The organism is Ferruginibacter sp. (assembly GCF_028288465.1).
Classification (GTDB): Bacteria; Bacteroidota; Bacteroidia; order Chitinophagales; family Chitinophagaceae; genus Ferruginibacter.
In genome coordinates, this window is the sequence record NZ_JAQBNR010000046.1 from 80,950 (window position 1) to 107,024 (window position 26,075).

At 42.4% G+C, this 26,075-nt stretch carries 13 protein-coding genes; 2 read left to right on the forward strand and 11 right to left on the reverse strand.

Features of this window, described 5'->3' with window-relative positions:
- Positions 1–13: 13 nt before the first annotated feature.
- From galK to JWR61_RS17725, 10 genes are all read right to left on the reverse strand, one after another.
- Positions 14–1,207, reverse strand: a complete 1,194-nt coding sequence (galK, locus tag JWR61_RS17680; RefSeq protein ID WP_301929072.1) for a galactokinase — start codon at positions 1,205–1,207, stop codon at positions 14–16.
- Positions 1,208–1,639: 432 nt separating this feature from the next.
- A complete protein-coding gene (locus JWR61_RS17685) occupies positions 1,640–3,724 on the reverse strand; it encodes a beta-L-arabinofuranosidase domain-containing protein (RefSeq protein WP_301929073.1) in 2,085 nt (694 codons plus the stop codon).
- A 156-nt stretch (positions 3,725–3,880) separates the two neighbouring features.
- Complete coding sequence (locus JWR61_RS17690) at positions 3,881–5,062, reverse strand: sialidase family protein (protein ID WP_301929074.1); 1,182 nt, start codon at positions 5,060–5,062, stop codon at positions 3,881–3,883.
- 296 nt (positions 5,063–5,358) lie between these two features.
- On the reverse strand, positions 5,359–6,396 hold the full coding sequence (locus JWR61_RS17695) for a LacI family DNA-binding transcriptional regulator (RefSeq protein WP_301929075.1): 1,038 nt from the start codon (positions 6,394–6,396) through the stop codon (positions 5,359–5,361).
- 252 nt (positions 6,397–6,648) lie between these two features.
- Complete coding sequence (locus tag JWR61_RS17700; protein ID WP_301929076.1) at positions 6,649–7,746, reverse strand: cellulase family glycosylhydrolase; 1,098 nt, start codon at positions 7,744–7,746, stop codon at positions 6,649–6,651.
- Between the two features lie 81 nt (positions 7,747–7,827).
- Positions 7,828–10,281 (reverse strand): glutaminase family protein, encoded by a 2,454-nt coding sequence (locus tag JWR61_RS17705; RefSeq protein ID WP_301929077.1) that lies wholly within the window; start codon positions 10,279–10,281, stop codon positions 7,828–7,830.
- A 171-nt stretch (positions 10,282–10,452) separates the two neighbouring features.
- Complete coding sequence (locus tag JWR61_RS17710) at positions 10,453–12,288, reverse strand: glycoside hydrolase family 2 protein (protein WP_301929078.1); 1,836 nt, start codon at positions 12,286–12,288, stop codon at positions 10,453–10,455.
- Between the two features lie 168 nt (positions 12,289–12,456).
- Positions 12,457–13,158 (reverse strand): DUF3823 domain-containing protein, encoded by a 702-nt coding sequence (locus JWR61_RS17715; RefSeq protein WP_301929079.1) that lies wholly within the window; start codon positions 13,156–13,158, stop codon positions 12,457–12,459.
- A gap of 21 nt (positions 13,159–13,179) precedes the next feature.
- Positions 13,180–15,105, reverse strand: coding sequence for a RagB/SusD family nutrient uptake outer membrane protein (locus JWR61_RS17720; protein WP_290338184.1), 1,926 nt, complete (start codon positions 15,103–15,105; stop codon positions 13,180–13,182).
- 25 nt (positions 15,106–15,130) lie between these two features.
- Positions 15,131–18,337, reverse strand: coding sequence for a TonB-dependent receptor (locus JWR61_RS17725; RefSeq protein WP_301929080.1), 3,207 nt, complete (start codon positions 18,335–18,337; stop codon positions 15,131–15,133).
- A 242-nt stretch (positions 18,338–18,579) separates the two neighbouring features.
- On the opposite strand from JWR61_RS17725, the gene JWR61_RS17730 reads away from it, so the two are divergent.
- The gene (locus tag JWR61_RS17730) at positions 18,580–21,750 is read left to right on the forward strand and encodes a sensor histidine kinase (protein ID WP_301929081.1); all 3,171 of its coding nucleotides are present in this window, start codon (positions 18,580–18,582) and stop codon (positions 21,748–21,750) included.
- Positions 21,750–22,544, forward strand: coding sequence for a response regulator (locus tag JWR61_RS17735; protein ID WP_301929082.1), 795 nt, complete (start codon positions 21,750–21,752; stop codon positions 22,542–22,544). Before JWR61_RS17730 ends, JWR61_RS17735 begins: the two co-directional genes overlap by 1 nt.
- Positions 22,545–23,287: 743 nt before the next feature.
- Here JWR61_RS17735 and JWR61_RS17740 read toward each other — a convergent pair.
- Complete coding sequence (locus tag JWR61_RS17740; protein WP_301929083.1) at positions 23,288–26,047, reverse strand: PKD domain-containing protein; 2,760 nt, start codon at positions 26,045–26,047, stop codon at positions 23,288–23,290.
- Between the last annotated feature and the right edge of the window lie 28 nt (positions 26,048–26,075).

Sequence of the window (26,075 nt, forward strand, 5' to 3'; positions counted from 1 at the left end):
GAAGCTAAAATACTTATGCCACCAGTTCCTTTTCCACAACCACAAGGGAAGTGCCATTTTCAATGGTGGCGATGTATACTTTCATTTCAATTCCAAATGCTGCTTTATATGCGGCTTCAATGCGTCCAGACAACTCTTCGATTGCTTCTTCCTTTACCAGGTTAATGCTGCAGCCACCAAAGCCTCCGCCCATCATTCTTGCACCCAGCACGTCTGTTTCATTTTTTACAAAGTCAACCATAAAATCAAGCTCTTTGCAACTCACATCATACAGCTCGCTGAGGCCTTTGTGTGTGGCAAACATTTTTTTACCAAAGCTCACCATGTCGTGCAGTTCAAGGTCAATACAGGCATCCTGCAAACGTTGTATTTCTTCTACAATAAAGCTGCAGCGCAGGTACACTTTTTCATCCTTCGGCAACACAATTTCATCCAGCATGGCCAGGGTTACATCGCGTAATTTTTTTACTTCGGGGTACTGCTGCTGCACCATGGCCACGCCTGCTTCACATTGCAGCCGCCTGGTATTGTATTCGCTGGAAGCTAGGGAATGCTTGATATTGGTATCAAACAATACAATGCGGATACCTTTCATATCAAAAGGTTTGTACTCGTATTCCAGCGAGCGGCAATCCAGTTTTATTACATGATCTTTTTTACCAAACATGCTGGCAAACTGATCCATGATGCCGCATTGCACGCCTACATATTTATTCTCCGCTTGCTGCGCCATTTTTACCATGGCCATTTTATCCAGGCCCAGGGCAAACAGTTCATTCAGCGCAAACAGCACCGCACACTCCACCGCAGCCGAAGACGACATGCCGGCACCGGTTGGTATATCACCTCCCATCACGCAATTAAAGCCGCCAATTGTATATCCTGCTTTTTGCAATTGATCAATTACACTGTTGATGTACACCGACCAATGGCCTTCTATTTTTTGCAGGTTGTTGATGCCCGTTTTATATTCTTCATTCATATCGGCGGCAACAAAATGACATTGATCATTGTGGCTGATAGCAGCCGCGACATAGATGGCTTTGTTAATGGCGGCAGGCAACACAAAGCCGTCATTATAGTCTGTGTGTTCGCCAATTAAATTGACTCTGCCGGGACTGCGTACAACCAAAGGTTCTGCATTAAATATCTCCCTGAATTTACCTGCTATGGCGTTGGCAATGGTATTATTTGTTGTTGTTTCCATGTAGTAGCTGTGTTATTATTTTTTTATTTTGTTACGAACTTTTGTTTTTCAATTGAGCATTGTTGTGTCACTCACTTTTACTTTTTCAGCATCGGGCAACAACGGATCGAAGTCTCTTCTTCAATGCAATAGCCTTCAATGTGCAAAAGCATATTTTCAATGTCACCCCTTCTTTGTTTTTGAGTACGTTTCTCTTACTTTTTTTCTATAATAATGTCAGCCCTTCAGGCCTGGTATCTACAGCTTATAACTAACCATTTTTAATCACGTTCTTTTACGGTCTGACCTTCGGTACCGACCGTAAAAACAGTCAGTGCCGACCGTAGCTCAATGCCGGCCCGGTCTCCAGCGCTTTGTTGAAAAGTAAAAAGTCGAAATACATCCCAACAATTGAGCTCGTATTCTTTTTACTTTTGACTTTTTAATTTTTAATTATTTCACCACCGGAAACGATGCAATCCTTAACCTCGCAGCGCCCATTGGTATCAGTTCTATAGGCTGTTCTTTTGTTGCTACGGTTACCGGGCTTTGCGGCAATACGTCGCACAAACCATATTTATCCAGTATCCATTCCGGGATAATTTTTCCTTTTGCTTTCAGCATAAACGGAACGTCGGCTTCGGTAAAAGGAAAATCATTTTCGGGCCAGGCTTTTTTAACCATTTCAAACTGGCTTTCCAAAGGCAGGTCATTTAAGGCAAGCCCGTAATTCCACATGTTGGCCGGGTAAATTTCGTAGGACGGCCATTTGCTTTGGTCTGCATCCGGCTGCCATTTGGAATCCCACGCAACGGCTTTTTTACTGTCGACCATTTTATAAGACTCCTCAATTTTTAAGGAGAAAGTAAGCGGACCGTAACTGATGCTGACACTGTTTTTATTCTTCGTCCAGTCTTGTTTTTTCAGCTTCATTGGTAATACCAGTTCTACTACATCTCCCTGCTTCCATTTGGTTTCGATACGTGCATAAGAGCCGGGGTCTACCATCACTTTTTCATCAACACCATTTACTTTAATGGTTGCATTGCTGCACCAGTTTGGAATGCGCAGGTACAAAGGAAAACTGGTACTGCTTTTTGTAGTGACTTCAATTTTAATATTTTCATCAAAGGGATAATGCGTCGTTTGTTTCAGCGTAACAAGACTGCCTTTTCCTGTACCTACTTTAGCAGTTACTTCACTGCTGTTGTAGAGCAACGCAGCAATGCCGTTATCAGGAGTTGCCATCCATAAATGTTCTGCATAATAAGGCCAGCCCTGTGCATGGTTGTGCTGGCAGCAACGGCTGCTGAAAGGGTTCATCATTAAAAAAGGGCCTTCGTTTTGAATGCCGGGGGCATGGTTGCGGCTGTCACTCACGACCATGTTGGGCGCTGTTAAATAACGCAAACCTTTAAAGTCGGGCATTACCGCTGCAGGGTAAGTATTAAAAGCAACCTCCTCGCAATGATCGGCCCACATGGGGTCTCCGGTGATGCCGGTTAAGATTTCATCGCTTGCCATTTGCTCCACCATGCCGCAGGTTTCCACAGCCTGTCGCGGATCATCAAAACCTTTTCTTGCATTTTCGTCAGCCCCAAACATGCCTCCGGGCACTTGTCCGTAAATGCTTCTTACCAAATAAAAATCGTTGTAGGTGGCGTTCAAAAAACTGCTGTCTTTTGTTTGCATGTAATACGTTGCAGGTTCACGAAAACATTGAGCGATGTTTACATTGTGCCAGTTGGGTAAGCTGTCCTTTTGCGACCAGTCGGCAGTATTGCGGTGAATTTTATTGGCAAGATCCAGCAACCATTTTTCACCGGTACGGTTGTACAGCCAATAGATGCTGTAGAGATTATCACCACCGCGGCTGTTCTCCCAATAAATCTTCAGCAGCTTTGCATCCGGCACGGTAGATTGCCATTTAAAATATTTCGTCATAAACGGAATTACCCGTGCATCGTTGCTGTATTCGTAATAGGACTGCATGCACCATAACATCAGCATGTTCGGCCACATATCCTGCAGACCAGCCTTGGCTTCCTGTATATCCGTCGTGGCAAAAGCGGGACCGAAATAGCCATTTGGCTGCTGGCTTTGAAAAACTTTGTCGAGCCATAATTTTGTTTCCGCTACAATCTTTTCATCTTTTAAAATATAGCCTAGGTTGCCATAACCTTTTAACCAGTAAGGCACTTCTTCCCAGCCATGATCACCTTTGCCGGTGCCGCTAAACCAGGCGTTGTTGTTCTTATCAAGCCAGGCACTTATCTCACCGAGCTTGCCTGTTAAGCCATCCCGCTGCAGTTCCAGGTATTTTAAAATCCAGCCGTTGGGCTTAATGCTGCCGACCGGCAATTTTACAAATGCAAGTGGCACCAATGGCGCTTTGTTGCCAGTATAAAATTTGTTGGCAGTTGTGGTAGACGGACGTTTTACATTCGTAATTTTTGCCGCATTTTGCGCCGCAAGCCTGGCAGGCAATACCGCTATCACCAACATGAAAACAAACAAAACAGTTTTTACAGATTTCATACTTAAATTATTTTTGCCTTTATTTATTAAATTAATAATCAATGTCGTTTAATTAGCGAATGAAGGTGGTCGAACTTTTATAGTTATCAATTGTTTAATAAGGTCTACCACCTTTTCCCCAGAGCTAAATTTACTTAAGTAAACGACATTGAATTATTAATCGTTTACTAAATGACCTTTTATCATCCAAACCTCTGCGCCTTTGTCGGAATATGCATTGGTTGACGTGAGCGCAATGATGGTATCATCGTCCAGCACACAAAGCGAATTCCACAGGCCATGTTTATTGAGTGGCACATTAAAAGGAATGGAGGTTTGTCCGAAGTTTCTTCCATCACTATCACCGACGGTGACAAACATACAGGACTGCTCCCAGTTCTTGTTTCTTCCGCTTGTTCCCTGGTAAGCTAAAATGGTTTCGCCGGTTTTAAGCTGACGCAGGTACGGGGCACCCGCATAAACACTATCGGGCAAAGGTGTTGCAAGCGCTGCATTGCGGCGGCCACTGGCACCATCAACAACACTATTCCATTTACCATCGATAGAACCACGAATGATAGATGGTTTAAAAGTATTAACCGCATTATCTTCTATGGAAAATAGGATTTCGTTTTTATCCTTTAATAAAACGGGCACCGGCATACCATCTCTTTTGCCTGCACGAAAGCTCACAATTTGCGGTTCGGTCGTCCAGCTTAACCCATTATCCATTGAGCGGAGGACAGAAATATTCTGTTCGTTGCTGTGGGTGTAAATGCCTTCGTTGCTGAAAAATAATTGTATCTCGCCGGAAGGCAATTGTATTTGTGATGGCTCCCAGCAACCATCTTCAAATTTTGAATCTGCTTCATACAACAGGCGTTCATCTTTCCATGTCAGGCCACCATCATAACTTTTTTTGGTGCGGATGCCAAAGTGTTTGGAGGAATCTATGGGCGAAGGCCGGGGGTTATAAGATGCCAGTAAAGAATGATCTTTTAATTGAAGTATTTCAGGCACGGCCATATTGATGCCGTTTTTCCGTGTGGCTATTATTACCGGCGCAGACCAGGTATTTCCAAGGTCAGCACTTTTAATACTCTCGATATTACCGCCTGCCGCTTCGTACACACAGATCAAACTTTTATCATGCAGCTGTATCATTCGCGGATAACCACAGTACGTAACATTGCTTCCGTTTACAGGTGCTATTTTTTTTAAAGATGACTGATCCCAACTAAGGTGTTTCGCTGAATGCTTTTTTACGGTTGCGTGTGAAGTTTTGCCCACAGTTTTATGACTGCACGCAACAATTGCAAACACTATAAAAGCAATATAAATTTTAAAATATCTACGCATGCTTGATTAATTGCCGGACGTAAATTTTACATTGGATTGGTTCATTGGCGACTTGAAATTAACTGCAATCGTTTACATTATTATTCAAAAACTATCTTGATTTAAGATTCGTTCCGGTGGCGGGTGGGAACCCACCACGGCTGCCTTCCCGGGCTAGGTGTTCCTCACCAACCCCTTACTTAAACCTGATTTGTATTTTTGATCAACAGTATTGTAAAGTAATGTAAGCAATCAGCAACGAACGCATCAAATCAAGTCAAAATACATTCAAATCGTTTCACTAAGTACTGTTGTTATTATTTAAAATTTTTCTGGCTCGATTGCCTGCAAATTAACTCCGGCTGCAACACCAATTTAAAAGGGCTTGCATTGGCCTCTCCCTTTTTTTCCTGTGCGTCGAAAAATAACTTCGCCGCTTCTTCGCCCATTTGTACCGTTTGCTGGTTTACTGTTGAAAGCGACGGCGTTATGTACTCACCAAAGGGTTCATTGGCAAAACCGATGATGGCAATTTCATCCGGTATTTTTATGCCGGCTGATTTGATGGCCTGCATGGCGCCGAGCGCTGTAAAATCTTCCACTGCAAAAAGGCCGTCCGGTATTTTCGGCAACGCCAGTAACTTTTTCATCCAGTCACGCCCCGATTCGATGCTTACTTTTCCAAACACAATCAGGTCATCATCCACGGCGATGTTATGTACATTCAGTGCATCAATATAACCTTTTAAACGCTGGTTAAATATGCTTACATGCTGCTGGCCGCCGATGTGCGCTATGCGCCTGCAACCCTGCATGATGAGGTGCTTGGTGGCAGCAAAGGCGCCTGCGTAATCATCTACCACAACGGAGGATACGCCGAGGGTGTCAACCGCCCTGTCGAAGAGGATCAGCGGCACACCGCGTTTTTTTATTTCGTTGTAATGATCCAGGTTAATGCTTTCCTTTGAGATGGAAGCCAGCACGCCATCTACCTGCGACTGCAAAAAAGTTTGCACGCCTTTTTTCTCGTACTCATACATTTCATTGGTTTGGTAAATGAGTACGTTGTAGTGGTTTTCGTTGGCTATTTTTTCAATGCCATGAACTACCGAACCAAAGAAATTAATTTCTGCACTGGGTATAATTACCCCAATGATATTTGATTTACCGGAGCGTAAAGACGAGGCTATTTTGTTGGGCTGGTACTGCAATTTTTCCGCTACTTCCCTGACCATTTTTTTTGTAGCTTCTTTTATTGCGGGATGATCATTCAGCGCACGGGACACGGTGGCCGCAGTAATATTCAGCTCCCGTGCTATATCCATCAGTGTTACTTTTAAAATAATTTCACTCATAGACGTGTTTTTAAAAGCAGATAGGTAAGGTAACTCCCTACTTAAATTGTCGCATCAACAGCAGTTACCTGCTTCAGCGGACCGAAGATCCACAAAGCTGAAATGCTGAACGGAGCGTCGCCATCCGATAGCTTTCGGATGCAGTCTCACAATGCTTCTTAGCTGGTTAAAAAAGTATTGTGTTAAAAAAATGACCTGGAGTAGAAACAACAGGTCTTAACGACTGCCATATGAAAATTTATTTTTAAGGGCTTATAGCACCCCGTTTAGTTTTTTTATCAGGTTAATTTCATCTTCCCTGTAAGCTGTTCCATCTGGTCTGAAAATATCATGAAACCATTCTACAGGCTGACTGCCATCCGGTGTGGGGGTATCCCAGGCGTAAATGGTATTTGTTTTTCCCGCAACAAAACCCCAATTGATGGCACCCACATTTTCCTTTTTCATCAGCGGCAATTCGGTAGAGAAACGGCTGTTCCTCGTGCGTGCCATGTACTCGGTGCAGATCAATGGTTTGCCATTGGCCTTTAATATTTGGATGACTGTTTTATGCAGCGGCGCTTCCTGGTAATCGTGGTACGTAATAACATCGGAATGTGTTAACTGGAAAGCATTCAGGTTCTCAAGATCCCATGCCCAAAGGCCTGCAGATATTGGCTGATCGGGATTTACCGCACGTGCCCATTCAAATACTTTTGTCAGCAATGCCAGGGAAGAATCGCCCTTGCCATTGTTACCTGGCTCATTATATAAATCCCATAATAAAATTCTTTTATCGTGTGCAAAACTGGTCAGCACATCTTTTACATATTTTTCAAGGCCGGGAAAGTTGGTGCTGTCTGCAGAAGCCGGCTGGCCCGGGTCCTGCATCCATCCTGAATTGTGAATGCCTGTTTTTACATCGGGTTGTTTACCTGCTTTTGGTTCCTTGTTCCAGCAGTCATCAAAAAATACAAACAGGGGTTGAATGTGGTGCTTATCGGCGATGGTTAAGAATTCTCCTACACGTTTTTTAAAACCGTCAGGATCCTGTTTCCAGGCGATGGAATGCAAAAATACCCGCATGGTATTAAAGCCCAAACCCTGTGCCCAGCCCAGTTCTTTATCAATTGTTGCAGGATCAAACGTATCGGCCTGCCACATTTCCAGCTGGTTAAGTGCGTTGGCAGGTATATAATTGGCACCGGTGATCCACTTGTGCTGGTTGTACCATGCAGTTGCTTTTTCAACCGGCCAGACTGTACCCGCTACCGGCGCGGCTGTTGTTGCTTTTTTAGATTTCTGCGCCTGCGTTGCTGTTGAAACAACCAGTAAAAATAACAGGGCGAACAGCCGTATGCTTTTTGTCATGCTTTAGTAAATTAAGAGTTTAACTATTGGTTTGAAAATGTATTGCAGTATTAAATTTAAATGCCTGTATTAAACTATCGCCTATTTGTTTTTTAATTTCATTTCAAGCACTTTCATAAAGTAGCCACCTACCACACTTCTTGCCTGGAAGCCTACCATTTTACCATCCGTTGTTTCGTGCCAGTCACTGATAGGCACACGGGAAGTTGTCTGTGTGGCGTACTTATAAACGGGCGCAACCAATGCAGTAAAATCTTTTTGATTGTCTGCCAGCACAGATATCCATATTATCCAGTCTGATTTGGTGTACGTCTTCCGGCTATCCAGCGGCAATCCAAATTCATTTTGTTTGGTGAGATAATATTTTATCTCCTTTTCATATACTTCTTTTGGAAAATAATTCAGTTTTAACACCTTGTCCCAAACAAGGTTATACTTTTGGCTCCAGGTGCCTTTATCATTAAAAGTTAAAGAATAATGATCGCCGTCTTCGGCCATGGCCATCCATTTTTTTACCATGTCTTTTGTGATGCTTCGGTACTTTGCTGCGGTGTGTTGTTCGCCTGCTTTTTCAGCCATTTGTACATAACCACCCAACGCAACAATTGCCTTCATAGAAAGATTGGCGTTGCGTGCCAGGTGACCTGCGAAATCATCAGTACACAATTGCAGTGCCGGATCAAGTCCTTCTTTACTTAAATAATCTGCCCATATAGCCAGGGTTTTCCAATGCTTTTTTGCAAAGCTCACATTGCCTTCTGCCTTGCAAACAGCGGCGGTCAGCGCCATCATGTTACCACATTCTTCCACTGGCATATCTTCGCCATAAGTTTGTCCGTTGGCAATAGGATAAGTTCCCAAATCGTGTGATGGATAGGGTTTCGCCCATTTGCCACTTTCACTGTAATAAAAAATTCCGTTCAGCATTCCTTCAAATAATTGGGGATTGTACGCCAGGTAAAGTGGTGCTGATGGATAAGTAACATCCACTGTATTGATAGAACCGTTACTAAAATTTTCTTTTGATAACAACAGCAATTCGCCCTTTGGACTTTTAACCAGTTTGTGTGCGGCAATACTTTGACGGTAGGCCAGCTCACATAATTTTGCGTATTCTTCACCACCAGCTTTCACCGCATCATCATGAATCATTTTATTGATGACTTCACATTTTTTGATGGTTGTTTTATAATCTGCAGCTGCCTGTGTAAGTTCCTGCTCAAATTTCACTGTACCGCTCTGGTTCCAGTAAGGACGCAGGTTTGTTTTAAAATATTGTATGGAATACAGGTCATCGTAGCCCATTAAAATCAGTTGCTCTTTTACAGCGGCAGCAATTTTACCGAGGTTGATCACGGTACCTAACAATAAGTGTTTACCACCTTTAAGACTTGTCGCGGCTGGCGTAAATAATTTGGATGCATTACCGTCTTCAGTAACAGATTGTTTTACACCTGCAGCGGATGGAACCGCTACATACATATAGCCCCAGTCAATGCGCAGGTCATCTCCTTTCTTTTGTAATACAGGCTGTTCAACAGTTCCGGCTTTTAAAATAGACAAGCCTCCGGAAGTATATTGTTGTGTGGTCATTGCCTGTGTGGGCATGTTAGCCGCTATATCGGTTGAAGCGCCAAAGTACAATTGCACATCATGCGAAGCGCCATCTGTTGATTTTATTTTAGCGCTGATATAGGATACCGGCCTTGCCAAAATCGCCAGGTTGTTGATGAGTAATGGTGAAGTAAAAGTGAGTGACAGGTTTACTTTACCACAGGTAAAATCGTAGATGGTTTGTGTGGCATTTAACTGCACACTGTTCTGAATGGCTGTTTGTACGGTATTGCCGGTAGCCGCTTTGGGCTCTTCTACAATGCCTGCGTCCAGCATGGCACCACCTACATTATTGATAACGTGTATGGCTAAAATATTGTCGTCTTTTTTAAGTTTGCTTTTGATATCATCGCTGATGGGCAGGTAAATATATTTGTTGGTCCACCCTACTCTTTTGTACACGAGGTCACCATTCAGGTAAGCTTCCACATCATCATCATGACTTAATTTTAAAAACAGGTTGTTAAGATTCAGGTCGCTGACAGTAAACTTTCTTCTCATCCAGATATTTTTGCTGAGCCATTTTGTTTTTACCACGCTTAAATTATCACCAAAAGGTGCTTTGCCTTTTTTCCACTGACTATCATCAAAGCCGGTGCTGATCCAGCCTTGAGCAGGCTGATCTTCTGTATAAGCCGCTTCATAATTTACTTCATCACCGGCAGGTAAAATTGTTTTATACATCTTGCCCACATTACCTAAAAAGCGATAGGCTTCACCATCTACTTTTATCATACCAATTAAAGACTGATCGGCACCTGTCCAGTGTTTGGTTGGTGATGCAGCCAGTTCATCGGTGGTTGACCAGATGCTGAAATAAGGATCATGAGTTATTAAAGGATAAGCGGGCGCTTTGCTGCTTTGGGCAAAACCAAGCCAGCTGTTAACAATCAAAAAACACAGTACAAACAATTTCTTCATGATGTAATATTTTTTTTATCTGGTTAGATTATAAACTACAAGTGTTAAGCACCTGTCAATGGTCAATAGGCAATAGTGAATAGGCAGTAGGCAATAAGGCAGCAGTAATTCACTATTCACCATTGCCTATTCACCATTGACCATTCACAACTGACCATTCACTTTCTGCCGTCATTTAAGTACAGTCTTCGTCAATGCCGAATTGAGTGCCTTCAATTTTTCTACGGGCATTTTCATATCTTTTCTGTCGTACGTAAGGAAGCCATTGCTTTCGCCTTCCACATCCGTAGTTTGAGTGTATACGGCGGCTGACAACCCTTTCTCTACTAAAGCAGGTATTTTATTGATTAACTCTGTATACCTTTTTAGTAACTCTTCTTTATTTTTAAAACTCTGGTAACCCCAGTTATTTTTAGATTGCCAGGTATGTCCTTCAACAGGTAGACCAAGACCGCCAAATTCGCCGAGCACCAATATTCTTTTGGCACCAAACAATTCCGGATCAGGCATTAATGGTTCAGGATAATTGTGAAGGTCTATAATTGGACCGACGTTTACAAAGTTGCCACCGCTGGCTGTATTTACGAGGCGGCTTGGGTCTTTCTGCATCGTCCATTCTACAATTTCTTTTGTTTTAAACTGGCCCCAGGCTTCGTTAAATGGTACCCATACCACGATGCAGGGAAAATTGTGCAGGTCCTGCATAATTTCATTCCACTCGGTACGAAATATTTTTTCCGATTCGGGTGTGCGGTCTTTATCTGTTGCACGGCCATAAATACCAGGCCTGTTTTCCCATTGGTTACCGAGGTCACCGGTGGGCATATCCTGCCACACAAGCATGCCGAGTTTATCGCAGTAATTGTACCAGCGGGCGCTTTCTGTTTTGGTGTGTTTGCGGATTAAATTAAATCCCATTGCCTTTGTTTGCTCGATGTCAAATTTCAATGCCTCATCGGTTGGGGCCGTGTACAAACCGTCGGGCCACCAACCCTGGTCGAGCGGACCAAACTGAAAAACAAATTCATTGTTCAGCAACATACGTTGTATACCATTTTTATCTGCCTGCATGGAGATTTTCCGCATGGCGAAATAGCTTTTTACTTCGTCCACCTTTTTCCCTTTGCGCATAACCGTGTACGTTAAGTCGTACAAAAACGGGCTGTTGGGCGACCATAGCTGCGGATTGGCAATGGCCAACGTTGCATCGGTGCCGGGTTGTATTTTTTGCTCTGCTATTTTTTCTGTGCCTTTAAATGCGGTCGCTACCACTTCGTCTCCCGGTTGCAGTTGCTCCACTGTAGCTTTTATGTGCAGTGATTGTTTATCTACATCCGGTGTTTGTGTTGTAGTGCTGATGTATGTGTTGGGAACGGCTTCCAGCCAAACTGTTTGCCAGATGCCGGTTACAGGCGTGTACCAAATACCTTTGGGATCTTTTACCTGCTTGCCTCGTGGCTGCGGACCATCGTCTGTGGGATCCCACACACGGATGGCAATTTGCTGGTTGCCTTTTTTGGCAAGCGCATTGGTAACATCAAAACTAAAAGGATCAAAGCCGCCCTGGTGAGTACCTACTTGTTTACCGTTTACGTACACCGTACACAACCAGTCAACCGCTCCAAACTGCAACAACACTTTATTGTTTTTAAAATTAGCCGGAAGACTGATGCTGCGCTGATACCATAACACACTGTCCTTACCAACCGTTTTACCAACGCCGGATAATGCCGATTCCACGGCAAATGGTACCGCTATTTTACCTGCAAATGAAGCTGGTATTGTTTCCTGAGACTTTGGCAAAATAGCGTACTGCCACAATCCGTTTAGATTCATCCAGCTGTTGCGTACCATTTGTGGCCGGGGATATTCCTGCAATGGTTTTGCCGGATCCACTTTTTCTGCCCAGGACGTTACAATTTTATCGCCTGCAATTTTCCATTCGGATTGAGAAAAAGCTGTTACACAAAATGACGAAACAATAAATAAAGTGAGAATTTTTTTCATTGATGGCTTCAGTTAAATAATTAAATGCAAATAACCCGCGGGCAGTTTTAGGTTCGTAAATATATAACAAAAGCCAAACAGCCTGCGCTGAAATGGCTTCTGTTATGATAACTTTCCGATTATAAAAGGTTCTTCACCCGGTTTATTCTTTTTTCAATAGACAACAAACTAGTAAGTGATTTTTTCTACCGGCGAAAAAATCCTGTCTTCCACACCTGCTATTTTAAGACCGATACGGGCAAAAACATAGGTTTGTGCAGGAGAAATTGCGGGAACTGAAACACTTAAATTTACGTTGTTCAAATCGGTAATATCACCTCCGCTTAAATTAGCGGATGCCACATTATCAACCCCTGAAACAAATTCGGTCTTGTTGATAAAAAGCGTCACACTTTCAATATCCTTCGCGTTTACATCATTGATTATTTTTTCAATTTTAAAGGTTGTATTTACCTTGCCTCCACCGCCTGTTAGCTGGGGAGTTCTGATCATATAATAAGGCATTACTTCTATGTCCAGTGCCTTACTTCCAGCCAATGTAACAGCTATTGAATCCGGCACGCCGGGTGACAGCTCTTTAGAAATAAATGGCCCTTGTCCTACGGGAATAATCATTTTATAATCGCCGTCATATAATACGGCAGAATAAGTACCTTCCTGGGAAAACGTACTGTTGATGGCACCTACCTTTCCAAAACCGTACTGGTAAATTTGAAAGGGCACCTGGTTTCTTTCCACCTGGATGGCTTCTCCGTTGTACACAATTTTGCCGGTTAAAGTAGAAGAAGGAGCGGTGTAGTTATCCTTTTTACAGGCACCGATTGAAGCAACCACAAGGCCTGCCAAAATGAATTGAAATATATTTTTCATTATTAAAAATTTAATAAATAATTATTGGTTGGGTTGTTTCACAATTTGCGGATTGGCCGCTCTTACATCATCTCCGATAAAGGTGTAATAGTTACCGAATAAAAAGCGGTTGGCACCTGTTACAACTGCCGGTAATGTTTCTTTGAATAACCATTTATTATTATCAGGGCTGCCCGGAAAATAAGTTTTGTATGGCCATAAACCCCACGGCTGAGTGCTGTGCCTGCTGGCCACGCCGATATTGCTTTTTAAATCACTCAACGTGGTAGGTACACCGTCCCATACTTTATCAGCAATGCGCCAGCGTTTCATATCATATAAAATATGCCCTTCAAAACAAAGCTCTACTCTGCGCTCGTGCACAATTCTATTGAAATTAATATCGCCGGCTGTTAAAGGAACTGTAAGACCAGCCCTTGAGCGCACCTGGTTTAAATAAAGTGCAGCAGTAATATTATCACCTGTTTCAAAAGCAGCTTCAGCAGCATTCAGCAAAACTTCGGCATAACGGTAACGGATAAACGCTACAGTACTGCCTTGCCCCCTGCGGCCTGAGCCCACAGTTGGGTCCAGGTATTTGCGGATGTAAAAACCAGTTTGTGTTCTAAACTCCAGTCCGTTTACAGGGCCGTCTTTACCAACCACCTGTACCGGTGTTCCGCCGGTTGTTAGCGGTTTTAAATGGCCTGCTTCATCACTGGTAATTACGCTTCCGTCAGCGAGCTCGTAACCTGCCCATATATCCACTGCACGTCCTTTAAACAAACTGCCTGGCAACAAAATAGTTCCTGCAAGCCTCGCATCCCTGTCAGCAAATATGTCCTGGATATTGGAGTAATAAATCGGATTGCCCGAGCCATCTTTTGTAGCAAACGGAGCATAGGTATTATCCGTTTTTTCGAAAGCTTCTGCAAGGTTGAGTGAAGGATCTAGCCGGCCTGCATCGCCGCCTTCGTCTGATATGGAGTACGGCTGATCGTTGGTGGTAAAACCATGTGTTTTGGCACCGGTTTTAAAATCTTCAAAGAAGATGGTTTCCGGGCTGGTTTTGTCTAAGAACAGATTGGCATAGTTATCTGCCAGGGCTGTTGCATTAGCGCCGGTTGGCGCGGTGTACAACTTATATGCACCTGCGCTGCCATTAATAATTTCACTGGTAGCCCTTAACACAATCGCATAATAGTCGTTTGATTTGGCGGCTGAAATTCCCACTTCTCCACCGGGCGTAGCTATGGACGGTGTGTTGGCACCATATTTTGCTATAGAACCTGCATACAAGGCGGCCCTCGCTTCCATTGCCAAAGCTGCTCCTTTACTTGCTCTTGATTTTTCATTTACATCTGCCGGCAAATCACCTTTAATGGCTTCCGCTTCGCTGATGATAAAATCATATAGTTGCGCTTCTTTCGATCTTGGTATTTGCAGGTAAGTGGCATCACCATTGTAATCATAAGAAAGCGGCTGCAGGCTTAATGGTACGCCGCCGTAACGTTTGGCTAATTCGAAATAAAAATTAGCCCGCAGGAACCTGGCTTCAGCACTAAATCTTTTTTTATCGCCATCAGAAAGCGCTGTAGAGGCACTGTCTCTTTGTAAAAACAAATTCAGGTCGCGGATATAGTTGTAACTGTCAAACCAGTTAACACCCCAGTTATCATAGTTCCAGCCGGTTCTTTGTACAAGATCACGGGCGAAACTGCTGTTCTCTGACGGAAAACTTTCACTGAAATCTGTAAAACTTCCCCATCCGTTATCAAGGCCGCTAAAATCAAGTTGCCGGTTGTATAAGTCGCCCAGCACGGAAAGTACCAAAGCGGGATCGCTGAAAACCTGGTCGTTTGTGAGAAATGTATTCGGCTGTACATCCAGGAAAGCACTGTCTTTTTTGCAACCGGCTGCGCTGAATAGCAGCACTGCTATTGTTGAGATTAAAATAATTTTTTTCATTGAAAATATTTTTATTCAGAATTGATTATAAAGAAAGATTGATACCTACATTAATAACCCTGTTTTGTGGAAACTGCAATCCATTGTCATCGATGGTTTCAGGATCAACTCCGTACTGTGAAAGATTATCAATTGAGAACAGGTTATACGCATTCAGGTAAAACCTGGTTTTTTGAATTTTAGCTCTTTTTAAAATACTCGACGGCAAAGTGTACCCTACTTCAATCGTTCTTGCCCTGATGTAAGAAACGTTGTGCAACCAGAATGTTGACTGTACATTGTAATCAGAATGAGAGGTGCCGGGATTGTACCTGTTTGCAGGATACTTACCTGGAATCCAGGCGCTGTTAACATCATAGATATCTGCTCTGTGCCACCTGTCTTCAAAAATTGCATTCAGGTTTCCGTTGTTCTGAAAAGCCCATCTTTGTTCCCAGTTCTGGTACCAGGTAAAGCCTGAAGCACCTGAAAAATCAGCATGAAAATCGAAGTTTTTATAATAGGCTGCAATGTTAAATCCAAAGTTGATGTTGGGTTGTGTACCGTAACCATAGCCAATCGGGCGCTGGTCTAAGCCATTAATCTTACCATCTCCGTTTACATCCTGGTAAATTAAATCTCCCGGCAATAAGGTTTTATTGCCCTGTCCGTCGATATCCACTTTATAAGCATTGATTTGTTCAACGGATGTAAACTGACCGATGCAATTATACCCCCATCCAAGATTTGTATACCGGCCTTCGCTTGAATTACGGTATTGATCAAGTGAGTTAAAGAATAAAGGATTATAAGATTGCAGGAATTTAGAGCGGGTATAAGAAACGTTTCCGCCAACAGTAAAGTTAACTTTACCAATGGTGCTGTTATAAGCCAACGAAAATTCTTCACCGAATTGCGCATCCGAATTAATGTTTTGCTGAGCCAGATTATACCCCAGTTCAATGGGTACAATTACATCATTTTTGGTACCCAGCAAGCCGGTACGTTTTCTGTAAAACCAGTCAAACGAGCCATTGATTTTTCCGTTCAGTAAACCGAAGTCCATACCTACATCGGTAATCTTACTTCTTAACCAGGATATACTGGTAACAGGTGTTCCTTTATCTCTTGAAGCAGGAACCGTGTTGCCATCCAATACGGCTGAACCCACAGTGCCATAATTATAACCAGCCAGGTAAGCGAACGGCGCAACGATGGGATTGTTATTGGGATTGTCATCACCCAGTACACCATAAGAGCCCCTGAATTTTAAATTGCTGATAATTTTTGTTTCATCTTTTAATAATTTTTTAAAGAAAGGTTCCTCGCTGATTCTCCATCCCGCGGATACGCCGGGGAAGTAACCTACCCTGTATTGCGGGGCGAACAAATAAGATGCATCACGTCTTGCAGAACCCTCTACAAAATAGCGGTTCTTATAATTATAGTTGATACGGCCGATATAGCCAATCCTTGCCTGGGTTCTGTCCTCATCCTGGTATTGATCAATAATAGGATAACTTACCAGCGGCAGGAAGTTGGACTGCGGTGAAGCATGTATCCAGTTTCTTACAAAATGATTATTGATTCTCTCAGCAACTGCAGTTACACCAATGGTATGGTCGCCGAATTTTTTGTTGTAGTTCGCCTGCAACTGCATGTTGGTGTTGATTTGTTTAATCTGCTCCCTGTCACGCCATGGATTGGTACTTCCGCCGGTTGCTTTGTAGCTGCTGTCTGATGGGTTATACGTATAAGCTTTGTATGTATACTCCTGGTTGTTTTCCAGTTCATCGGCCATGTAATAAGAACCCAACGCTCTTACAGACAAGCCTTTTACCCATGGAAGATCCCAGTCGATATGAAAGTTGGTTTGCAATACACGCCAGTCTTTTCTGAATTTACCTGACAAATTGTTATTAAGGAACGCATAGTTAGATTCCAAATGCGGCCCCATATCATTTAAATAAAGCGGGTTGTCATTGGCATAAGGTCTTTCCATCGGCGTGTTTCTCAGTACGGCCAGCCTTGCTAAAAAGTAATCATCACCACCCGGCACACCCGGGTTTTTGTATGTTTCTACGCGGCCATTGATATCAAAACCAACCTTTAAACCGTTGGCTAATTTTGCCGTAACATTAGATTGTATGTTGGTACGGTTGAAGTTGTATTCTTTACCTAAAACTGAATTTTGAAACAGGTTGGTACCAGATACATAGTAGCTCACTTTATCTGAACCGCCGCTGATGTTTACGTTCACAGAATTTTGTGGTGCACCATTGTTGTTCAGTACAAATTTTCTCCAGTCAAAACTTCTGTATTGCGGATCTGTACCGGCTTTCGCTGCATCCAGTATAGCCTGGGTAGTAGTAGTGCTGCCATAAGAATTCATTTCAGCGTCTGCCTTGTAATATAAATAATCAGCTGTATTATTAACTACTTTAGGAAAACGGAAAAAACTTTGGTAACCACTGTAAGCGTCTACATTGATGCTGTTTTTACCTACCGTTCCTTTTTTGGTTGTAACCACCACTACTCCATTTGCGGCACGTACACCATAAATAGCTGCAGAGGCGTCTTTTAAGATGGTAATACTTTCCACATCATTTGGGGCCAACTGGTTAAACTGGCCTTCATCCTGCTGAATACCGTCAATTACATACAGGGGTGTACCCATATTACGTATCTGGATAGAAGCAGATGCACCGGGACGACCTTCTGCCTGGCGAAAAGTTACACCCGGCAATTTACCAGCGAGTGTGGTACTTACAGTAGCACCGCCATGTACCCGGTCGATATCTTTAGCTGTAACCGATGAAATAGCACCCGTTAAAGATTCCTTTTTCTTGCTGCCATAGCCAACTACAACAACCTCATCCATATCGTTTTTAACCTGCGCCATAGCAATGGTAAAATCTGTTTGGTTTTTCACAGTTATCTGTTGTACGGCATAGCCAACTGAAGAAACGACCAACACTGAATTTTGCCCGGCCACTTTTAGGGTAAACCTTCCATCTGCACCGGATGATGTAGCATTTCTTGTACCTTTTTCAGTAACGGTAGCGTTTGCCAACGCATTGCCAATGCTGTCTTTAACAACACCCGATACAGTAATTTTTGCTGTTTGCTGTGCGAATACCGGTATCGAAAAAGAAAGAAAAAAAAGCGAAACCAGAAGCAGTTTGATTTTTTGCCGAAGGCGTTTGGGTGCGCAGGCAATTACTGGCGTAATACGCTGAGTAATACATTTCATGTAGCAAGTAATTTTGATGATTTAATAATGATTGTAATCGTTTACATAATTTAATTCGGTTGTTACACTACCTTTAAATCATGGAACAAAATAAAATCTTATTTATCCGGGCGTCCATTCCTTGCGTACCATAATTTTCTCAAATTGTATCATTTTAACTTTGCCACCCCATGCACTTTATTTATTTGATAAAAAATAAACAGCCGGCGTAATTCAAATTTTTCATCAACTTCGCAAACGGTTTGAAACATAAAAAACATATCACGCAATTAGTACAGATTTTCCTCTTCCTGGTTTTAAGCACGGTTAAAACAACCGCACAATCTTATTTTTTCAGGCACTACCAGGTTGAAAATGGTCTTTCCAACAGTACCGTGTTTTGCAGTGCGCAGGACAAATACGGCTTTTTATGGTTTGGTACCAAAGATGGCCTCAACCGCTTTGATGGCTACCATTTTAAACATTATGAAATGGCCAAAGAAGGGCATGTGATGATGCCGGACATGATTGGTTGCATGTTGGTGGATAATGACAACAGACTTTGGATTGGGAGCCAGAAAGGATTGTTTTATTTCGACCGCGAAAAAGAAAAACTGGTTCGCTTTATCGACTCGCTGGTTTGGATTAACAGTATGCACATGGATAAAGATGGGCAGCTGTGGTTTATATCTGCTGTAATGTTGTGCCGCTATAATTTTAAAACCAACACACTAACCAAATTTCCGCAGGCTAATTATTTTGCCGCTACTTCCATTTGCAGCTCTGACAATGGAGACGTTTGGGTATCCACAGATAACGGGCTTTTGCAACGGTTTGATGCTGCCACCGGTCGATTCAAACCGTTTAATTTGTTCGCCCATTCCCCACCCGCTGTATCTACCTGGATACAAAAACTGCATACCGGTGAAGGCAATTCAATTTACGCAGGCACATCTGCGCAGGGTTTAAAACAGTTTGATGTTGCTACCGGCACGTACAAAGACCTGCTGACTTACAATCCCGATAAAACAACCATCTACATACGTGATATTGCCCGCAATGCTGTCAATGAATTTTGGTTTGCAACCGAGTCCGGCATTTTTATCTTAAATACGAGCACCGGAGAATTTGTAAATCTTAAAAAGAATTTTACCGACCCCTATTCGCTTTCGGATAATGCAGTGTATTCTTTGTGTAAAGACAATGAGGGCGGCATGTGGGCTGGCACTTATTTTGGCGGAGTAAATTATTATTCCAGGCAATATGCCGTGTTTCAAAAATATTTTCCGGATAATTCGGCTGGCGCAATCAGCGGCAATGCGGTACGTGAAATTACCGGTGACCACCAGGGCAATATCTGGATAGGTACGGAGGATGCAGGCCTTAATAAATTAAATCCTAAAACCGGTGCTATTACCCAATTTAAACCAGCCGGCGAGAAAGGGGATATTGCTTATCCCAACGTGCATGGTTTGCTGCTTTCCGGCAACGATTTATGGATCGGCACGTTCGATCACGGCCTTGATATATTGGATGTAAGAACGGGTAAAGTAAAAAAGCATTACAATTCGGGGCCGGGTAAATATGACCTTAAAAACAATTTCGTTGTAAGCTTATTGCAAACTCATGATAGCGTAATATATGCCGGTACTGCCGGATCGCTGTACAGGTTTAACCCGGCGGTAAAAGGTTTCGACCTGGTAACAGAAATTGATCCGAATATTTTTGTAGCTGCGTTACTGGAAGATCATGAGAAAACAATCTGGGCGGGGTCTCATGGAAATGGTATTCTTTTCTTTAACCCTGTCACTAAAAAGAAAGGCTATTTTCACAATGAACCCGATAATCCAAACAGCTTACCCAATAATATTATCAATGCCATTTTTGAAGACAGCCATCAAAGTTTATGGCTTGCCACTGAAGGCGGCGGTTTGGTTAAACTGGATAAGGACCGCCACAAATTTTCTTTCTTCACAACAAAAAATGGCCTGCCAAGTAATTTTATTTATAAGATACTGGAAGATGATAAACAGCATTTATGGGTGACCACTTCCCGGGGGTTGGTAAATTTTAACACAGAAACAAACGTTGCTGCAGTTTATACAAAAGACAATGGTTTATTAAATGATCAGTTCAATTATAATTCCGGTTACAAAGATTCTACCGGCAAAATGTATTTCGGAAGTGTAAAAGGCATGATTGCTTTCCGTCCGGATGACTTGCTAAAAACTACACTTGATGCCCCGGTTTTCATCACCGGTTTCCAGGTACAAAATAAAGAAGTGGAAATTAACCAGGACAGCTCCTACCTGAAAAAATCAATCCTTTATACCGACAATATTACACTACCCTATGACCGGTCATCATTTAGTATTGACTTTGCCGCACTAAGTTATATATCACCCGAAATGACAGGCTACAGTTATTTAATGAGAGGCCTTGATAAAGAATGGACCGAATTAAAACAAAACAGGAAAATATATTTTACCAACCTGGTACCGGGAAAATATGTTTTTAAAATAAGGGCGGGCAACAATGGTAACTGGGGAACAGAAAAACAATTGGTTATTGTAATTGCACACCCCTGGTGGGCTACCGTTTGGGCCTATAGCTTGTATGCACTGTTTATAATTGCCCTTTCATGGTACCTTTTAAGAACCTATCATATTATTGTAGAAGATAAAAAGGAAAAGGAAATTTATGAAGCCAAGATTGATTTTTTTACCAATGTAGCGCATGAAATACGAACACCGTTGACTTTAATAAAAGGGCCTGTTGAAAATTTACTGGAGCAGGTAGATGAGCTGCCACAGATTAAAGAAGACGTGGTAACGATGGAAAGAAATACTAATCGCCTTATTGCACTGATTACGCAAATACTGGATTTCAGGAAGGCAGAGGCAAAAGGCTTCAGCATGGATTTTGTGAAAGTAAATGTGAGTGCACTGCTCAGGGAATCATTTGAAAATTTTGCCCCGCTTGCAAAAAAAAGAAAGCTGGAATACACAATAGAATACCCGGATAACGACATGATCATTTTTGCTGATGAAGAAGCTTTGACAAAAATTTTCAGCAATCTTTTCAATAACGCGTTGAAGTATGCCAACAAAAAAATTGCCATCCGCCTGTTGCCAGCCAACGAAAGTACAGTAAGTTGTGTGATTGAATTTGAGAACGACGGCCTAAAGATACCTGCTGAAATGCGTGAAAAAATATTTGAACCTTTTTACCGGCTGAAGGATTCTTTAAAACAACAGGGCACCGGTATTGGCCTGGCTCTTGCAAGGTCGTTAACGCTGTTACACAATGGCAGTTTATACCTGAAAGACACAGCTGACAACCTGAATGTATTTGTATTTTGTTTGCCGTTGCAACATGAAGAAAATATACACCGCAAAAAGAACATCAATCAACCACTGCTAAAACTAAAATAATGAATAACGATCTGCTGCCACTTATTTTAATTGTAGATGACAATGAAGAAATACTGGAATTTCTGGAGAGAATATTGTCAAATAAATATGCCATATTAAAGGCGCTTGATGGAAAAGAAGCCATTCAAATATTGGAGACTGAAGCTGTGCAACTGGTGATCAGTGATGTGATGATGCCGGTGATGGATGGGTTTGAATTGTGCAAAGCCATTAAATCCAATTTTGAATATTCACACATACCAGTGATATTGCTTACGGCTAAAAATACCATCCAGTCGAAAGTAGAAGGACTGGAACTGGGCGCAGATGCTTACATAGAAAAACCTTTTTCCAAAGAGCATCTGCAGGCACAGATCGCCAGTTTGCTGGCCAACCGGAATATGATCCGGGATTACTTTGCGAGCTCTCCCCTGGTGCACATCAAAAGCATGGCGCACTCAAAAGCAGATGAACATTTTTTAGAGATTTTAAATGACACCATCTGCGCCAACATAGAAGATACGGATCTTGATGTAGAAAAGCTTGCCAAAATAATGAACATGAGCCGTATCACTTTGTACAGGAAGATAAAAGCCATTTCTGTATTAACTCCGATTGAACTTATCAATATTACGAGGCTTAAAAAAGCAGCTGAGTTACTGGCCGAAGGGGATCATAAAATTTATGAAATTTCGTACATGGTAGGGTTTAGTTCGCAAAGCAATTTTGCAAGAAATTTTCAAAAGCAATTTAATATAACGCCTACGGAGTATATGCATTCCAAGCAGTTGGATAAGAAGAAGAATTTTTATTAAATTTAGTTTGTTGTACGCAATTAAGTTCTACCCGTTCTTATTTAGAACTCCGCTGCAATTCTAATAGTTTTCTGTTTGTATATTCGCCTCTGCCGCCGGCGGGGCTGCGTAACTGCAACGATGCTGCTTTCGCTTCTTTCAAAAAATATGCTGCGCATTTTTTGAATGCCGGCAAGCCGTCACCGTAGCGAAAGAGGCATCTTATGCAGTTACTGTGTTCAACTTGAAAGAGAGATTGAAGTGCTTAATTTTCCCCGCATTTCTTTTGGCAGGCAAACTTCATAGGCCCGCTTTCCGCCGTAAGTACACTTCAAACGGCCTCGAATAAAAAGTGCTAGAAATTTTCAGCATAAGCCGTTAAGAAATCAAGGTTGTCTGAGCCAGCACTAGACACAAAGTATTTAACTCTTCCGGCGAGATTCTTGATTTTAGGATTGTGTTGAAAATTTCAGGCTTTTTATTCGCAGCCTTGATTTTTTTTGTTTCTTTTTTTTATCAAGAAAAAAAAGAAAGTAAGCCTTATATAAATTAGAACATTTCAGGTTTCAAATTTAATTTTACAACGTACCGACTTGTCAAATAGCCAGCTTTCAATGTCGCGAATCAACCTCATCCACCCGCTGGGCATTTAGTCTTTCAGGAGTAGGACAATTTGCAGTGAATTCCTTTGCCGTACGTTTTTTATCTTCAGCAAGAGATGCTTTCTAAAAACGTAAAGTGACTATGAAAAAATTACCAATCTCTTACCTCACAATACTAACCATCCCATACATCAACTTCCTCCCGCTCCCCGGATGCAACACCCATGGATAACTTCCTGTTGGCAATGACTTTCCTTTAAACTTACCGTTCCATCCAATGGATAAATCAGTTGAATGAAAAACGATTTGCCCATAGCGGTCAAACACATCCAGGCTGGCACCGGTATAAGAATCAAGATAAGGGATGCGCCATACATCATTCAGCCCATCACCATTGGGTGAAAAAGCGGTAGGTACAAAAATATCTTTTACAACAGTTACCAGTACTTCATCTCCCGCCTTACAACCATCTGCAGACAACACTTTCAGAGTATAAGTAGTATTTATAACCGGCGAAATAGTTGGTGTTAGCACCAGGTTATTTTCAATGGCTGTGTTGGGTATCCATTCATATTGAAGATTGCTGCCACTGGCGGATGCGTTCAATACAATAGCACTACCAAGCAATAACGTTCTGTCCGGACCAGCATTTACAACCGGTTGCTCAAACACTTTAATGGATTGTTCAGCGAAGGCGGTGCACTTGTTGGAAGCGGTAAATGTATACCGTATGATGTGATCGCCAGCTGTTGCGATGGATGCATCAAATAATCCGGATGCGTTTACTCCGGCACCGGAATAAATACCTGTTCCACTCATGCCATTTATCTCGGTTCCCTGGTTTAGCAGAAAAGGTTCAACGCCTGCACATACATTTTGCAATGCGGTAAACTGCACTTCAGGGCTTGCTTTTAATGTAATCATTTGTGTTGTTTCATTTACGCAACTAACGCCTGAATACACCACGTATTTAACCTGGATTTGCTTCGTAAGCGGAGCGGCAAAACTGTTATAAAGATGACTGTATTGTTTGCCCGTTGCTGGCAGCGAATCTGTTATTTTAGCAGTGGGGTTATTTATAAAATCCCAGTAAATTTCTGACTTTGTTATGCTGCCAAAATTTACCGAAGCCGCATCTGCAAAAATGATGTCGCTGTTGCTGCAGAAGTTTACGGAGGGGTCGATTGTAAATTTTGCGATGGGTTGCGATCCGTTGACGGTAAAATTTTTAATGGTGTCTTTTATACAACCATCTTTAGAAATAATTTTTAAATCAACCGGGTAAATGCCCACGCTTGTGTATGCATGTTTTGGTGATTGCTGGGCTGATACATTCAACGCCGGGGCTGCGTTCACATCTCCAAAATTCCAGGCATAAGTAAATTGTCCTTCACTGCCATCGCTGATGGAAGATGTATTGATAAATGTTGCAAAAGGATCTGCCAGGCAAATAGCAGGCAATATAAAATCAGGATGGGGCAATGGATTGGCCAGAATATTTTTTGTAACGACATTGCTGTTGCATCCTTTATCATTTTCTACCGACAAACTCACTACATAATTTCCCTTGTCTGTAAAAATATGCGTGGGTGCTTTTGTTGTTGCAACACCTCCATCACCAAAATCCCAGTTCCATTTTTGTATGGGTTGCCCGCCGGTAACAGACTGATCTGAAAAAAGCACGGCACTCTTTTCACAAACAGGTGCTGTAACACCAAAAGCCGCTACCGGAGAAGGATACACGGCTACCGTTGTTGAATCCAGCTTTTTACACCCGGCCGCAGTCGTTACCATAACATAATATTTTCCGGAATTTGCAACTGTTACATTTTTGACAATTATCTGGCTGCCGGTTGCGGTAAAAGTATTGGGCCCAGTCCAGTTATAAACGGATCCGCCTGTTGCGTTTAACACAATGCTATCGCCGCTGCATTTTGCACCATTGCTAGTAACGGATGTTACCGGTAATGGATTTACAATGATGGTTATCGGGTTAGAAGATACCCTGCAGGTGCTGATGCCGATGTTGATGGTTTCAGCAGCTGTCAACCTGTATAAATAAGTACCGGCATCCGTTGAAATCCGCGTGTATGCGTTACTGGTAGCACCACTTATATTGCCCCAGGTATTTCCATTGTCGGTGCTTAGCTGCCATTGGTATGCTGTAGCGGCATAGCAATTTTCTACAGTTGATTCAAAATGAAAGCTGCTGTTGTTGTCTGCACATACGTTGATGGTGTCGCCAGTATTACCGGTGATTTTTGCATCAATCGCAGGACCAGCTGGACGAAAGGTAATATCATCCAGTCCCAGATCGTTGCCCACACCCCCGGGCGAATTGTTGCGCATGCGCAATACAACCGACGATACATTTGGTGGTGTTGTAAAATAAAAACCATACTGGGCCCATGTTACAGGATTGATAATCGGAATATCGCCGGTATCGTAAGTGCCTAAAATAGTGCCGTCTGTTTTTTCAATTGTAAAAGTAATATTCGGATTGATACCCATCACGCTGCACATGTTCAGCAGCCAGGCCGCAAACTGGTAAGTGGTTTCGGCACAAAGCCCGTTGATTGTTTGTATGTAAAAATTACTTGGCTGGTTGGACGCATTGATCAGCATGTAGTACCCATTGCTGTTACCCGTATGATCCGTCGCTGTATGCCAAACCACATCGCTTGCCCAGCAACCGGACGTATAATTCACAATGGAATAATAACCGTCAGAAGGACAATTAGCACCCTGGTATTGCAAACTGCTGGTGGCACCTGTTTGCAATGGCGGACCATAGTTTGCACCTGCACCAAAACTGATGTTCACGATCGGATCGCCTAAAGATCCGGTACAGGTTTGAGCAATTGAATTTTTAACAACAACAAGCAAACAGGTAAGCAATAAAAAGCATTTTCTTAAATGCATACAATCAAATAATTTTTTCTCATCCCTT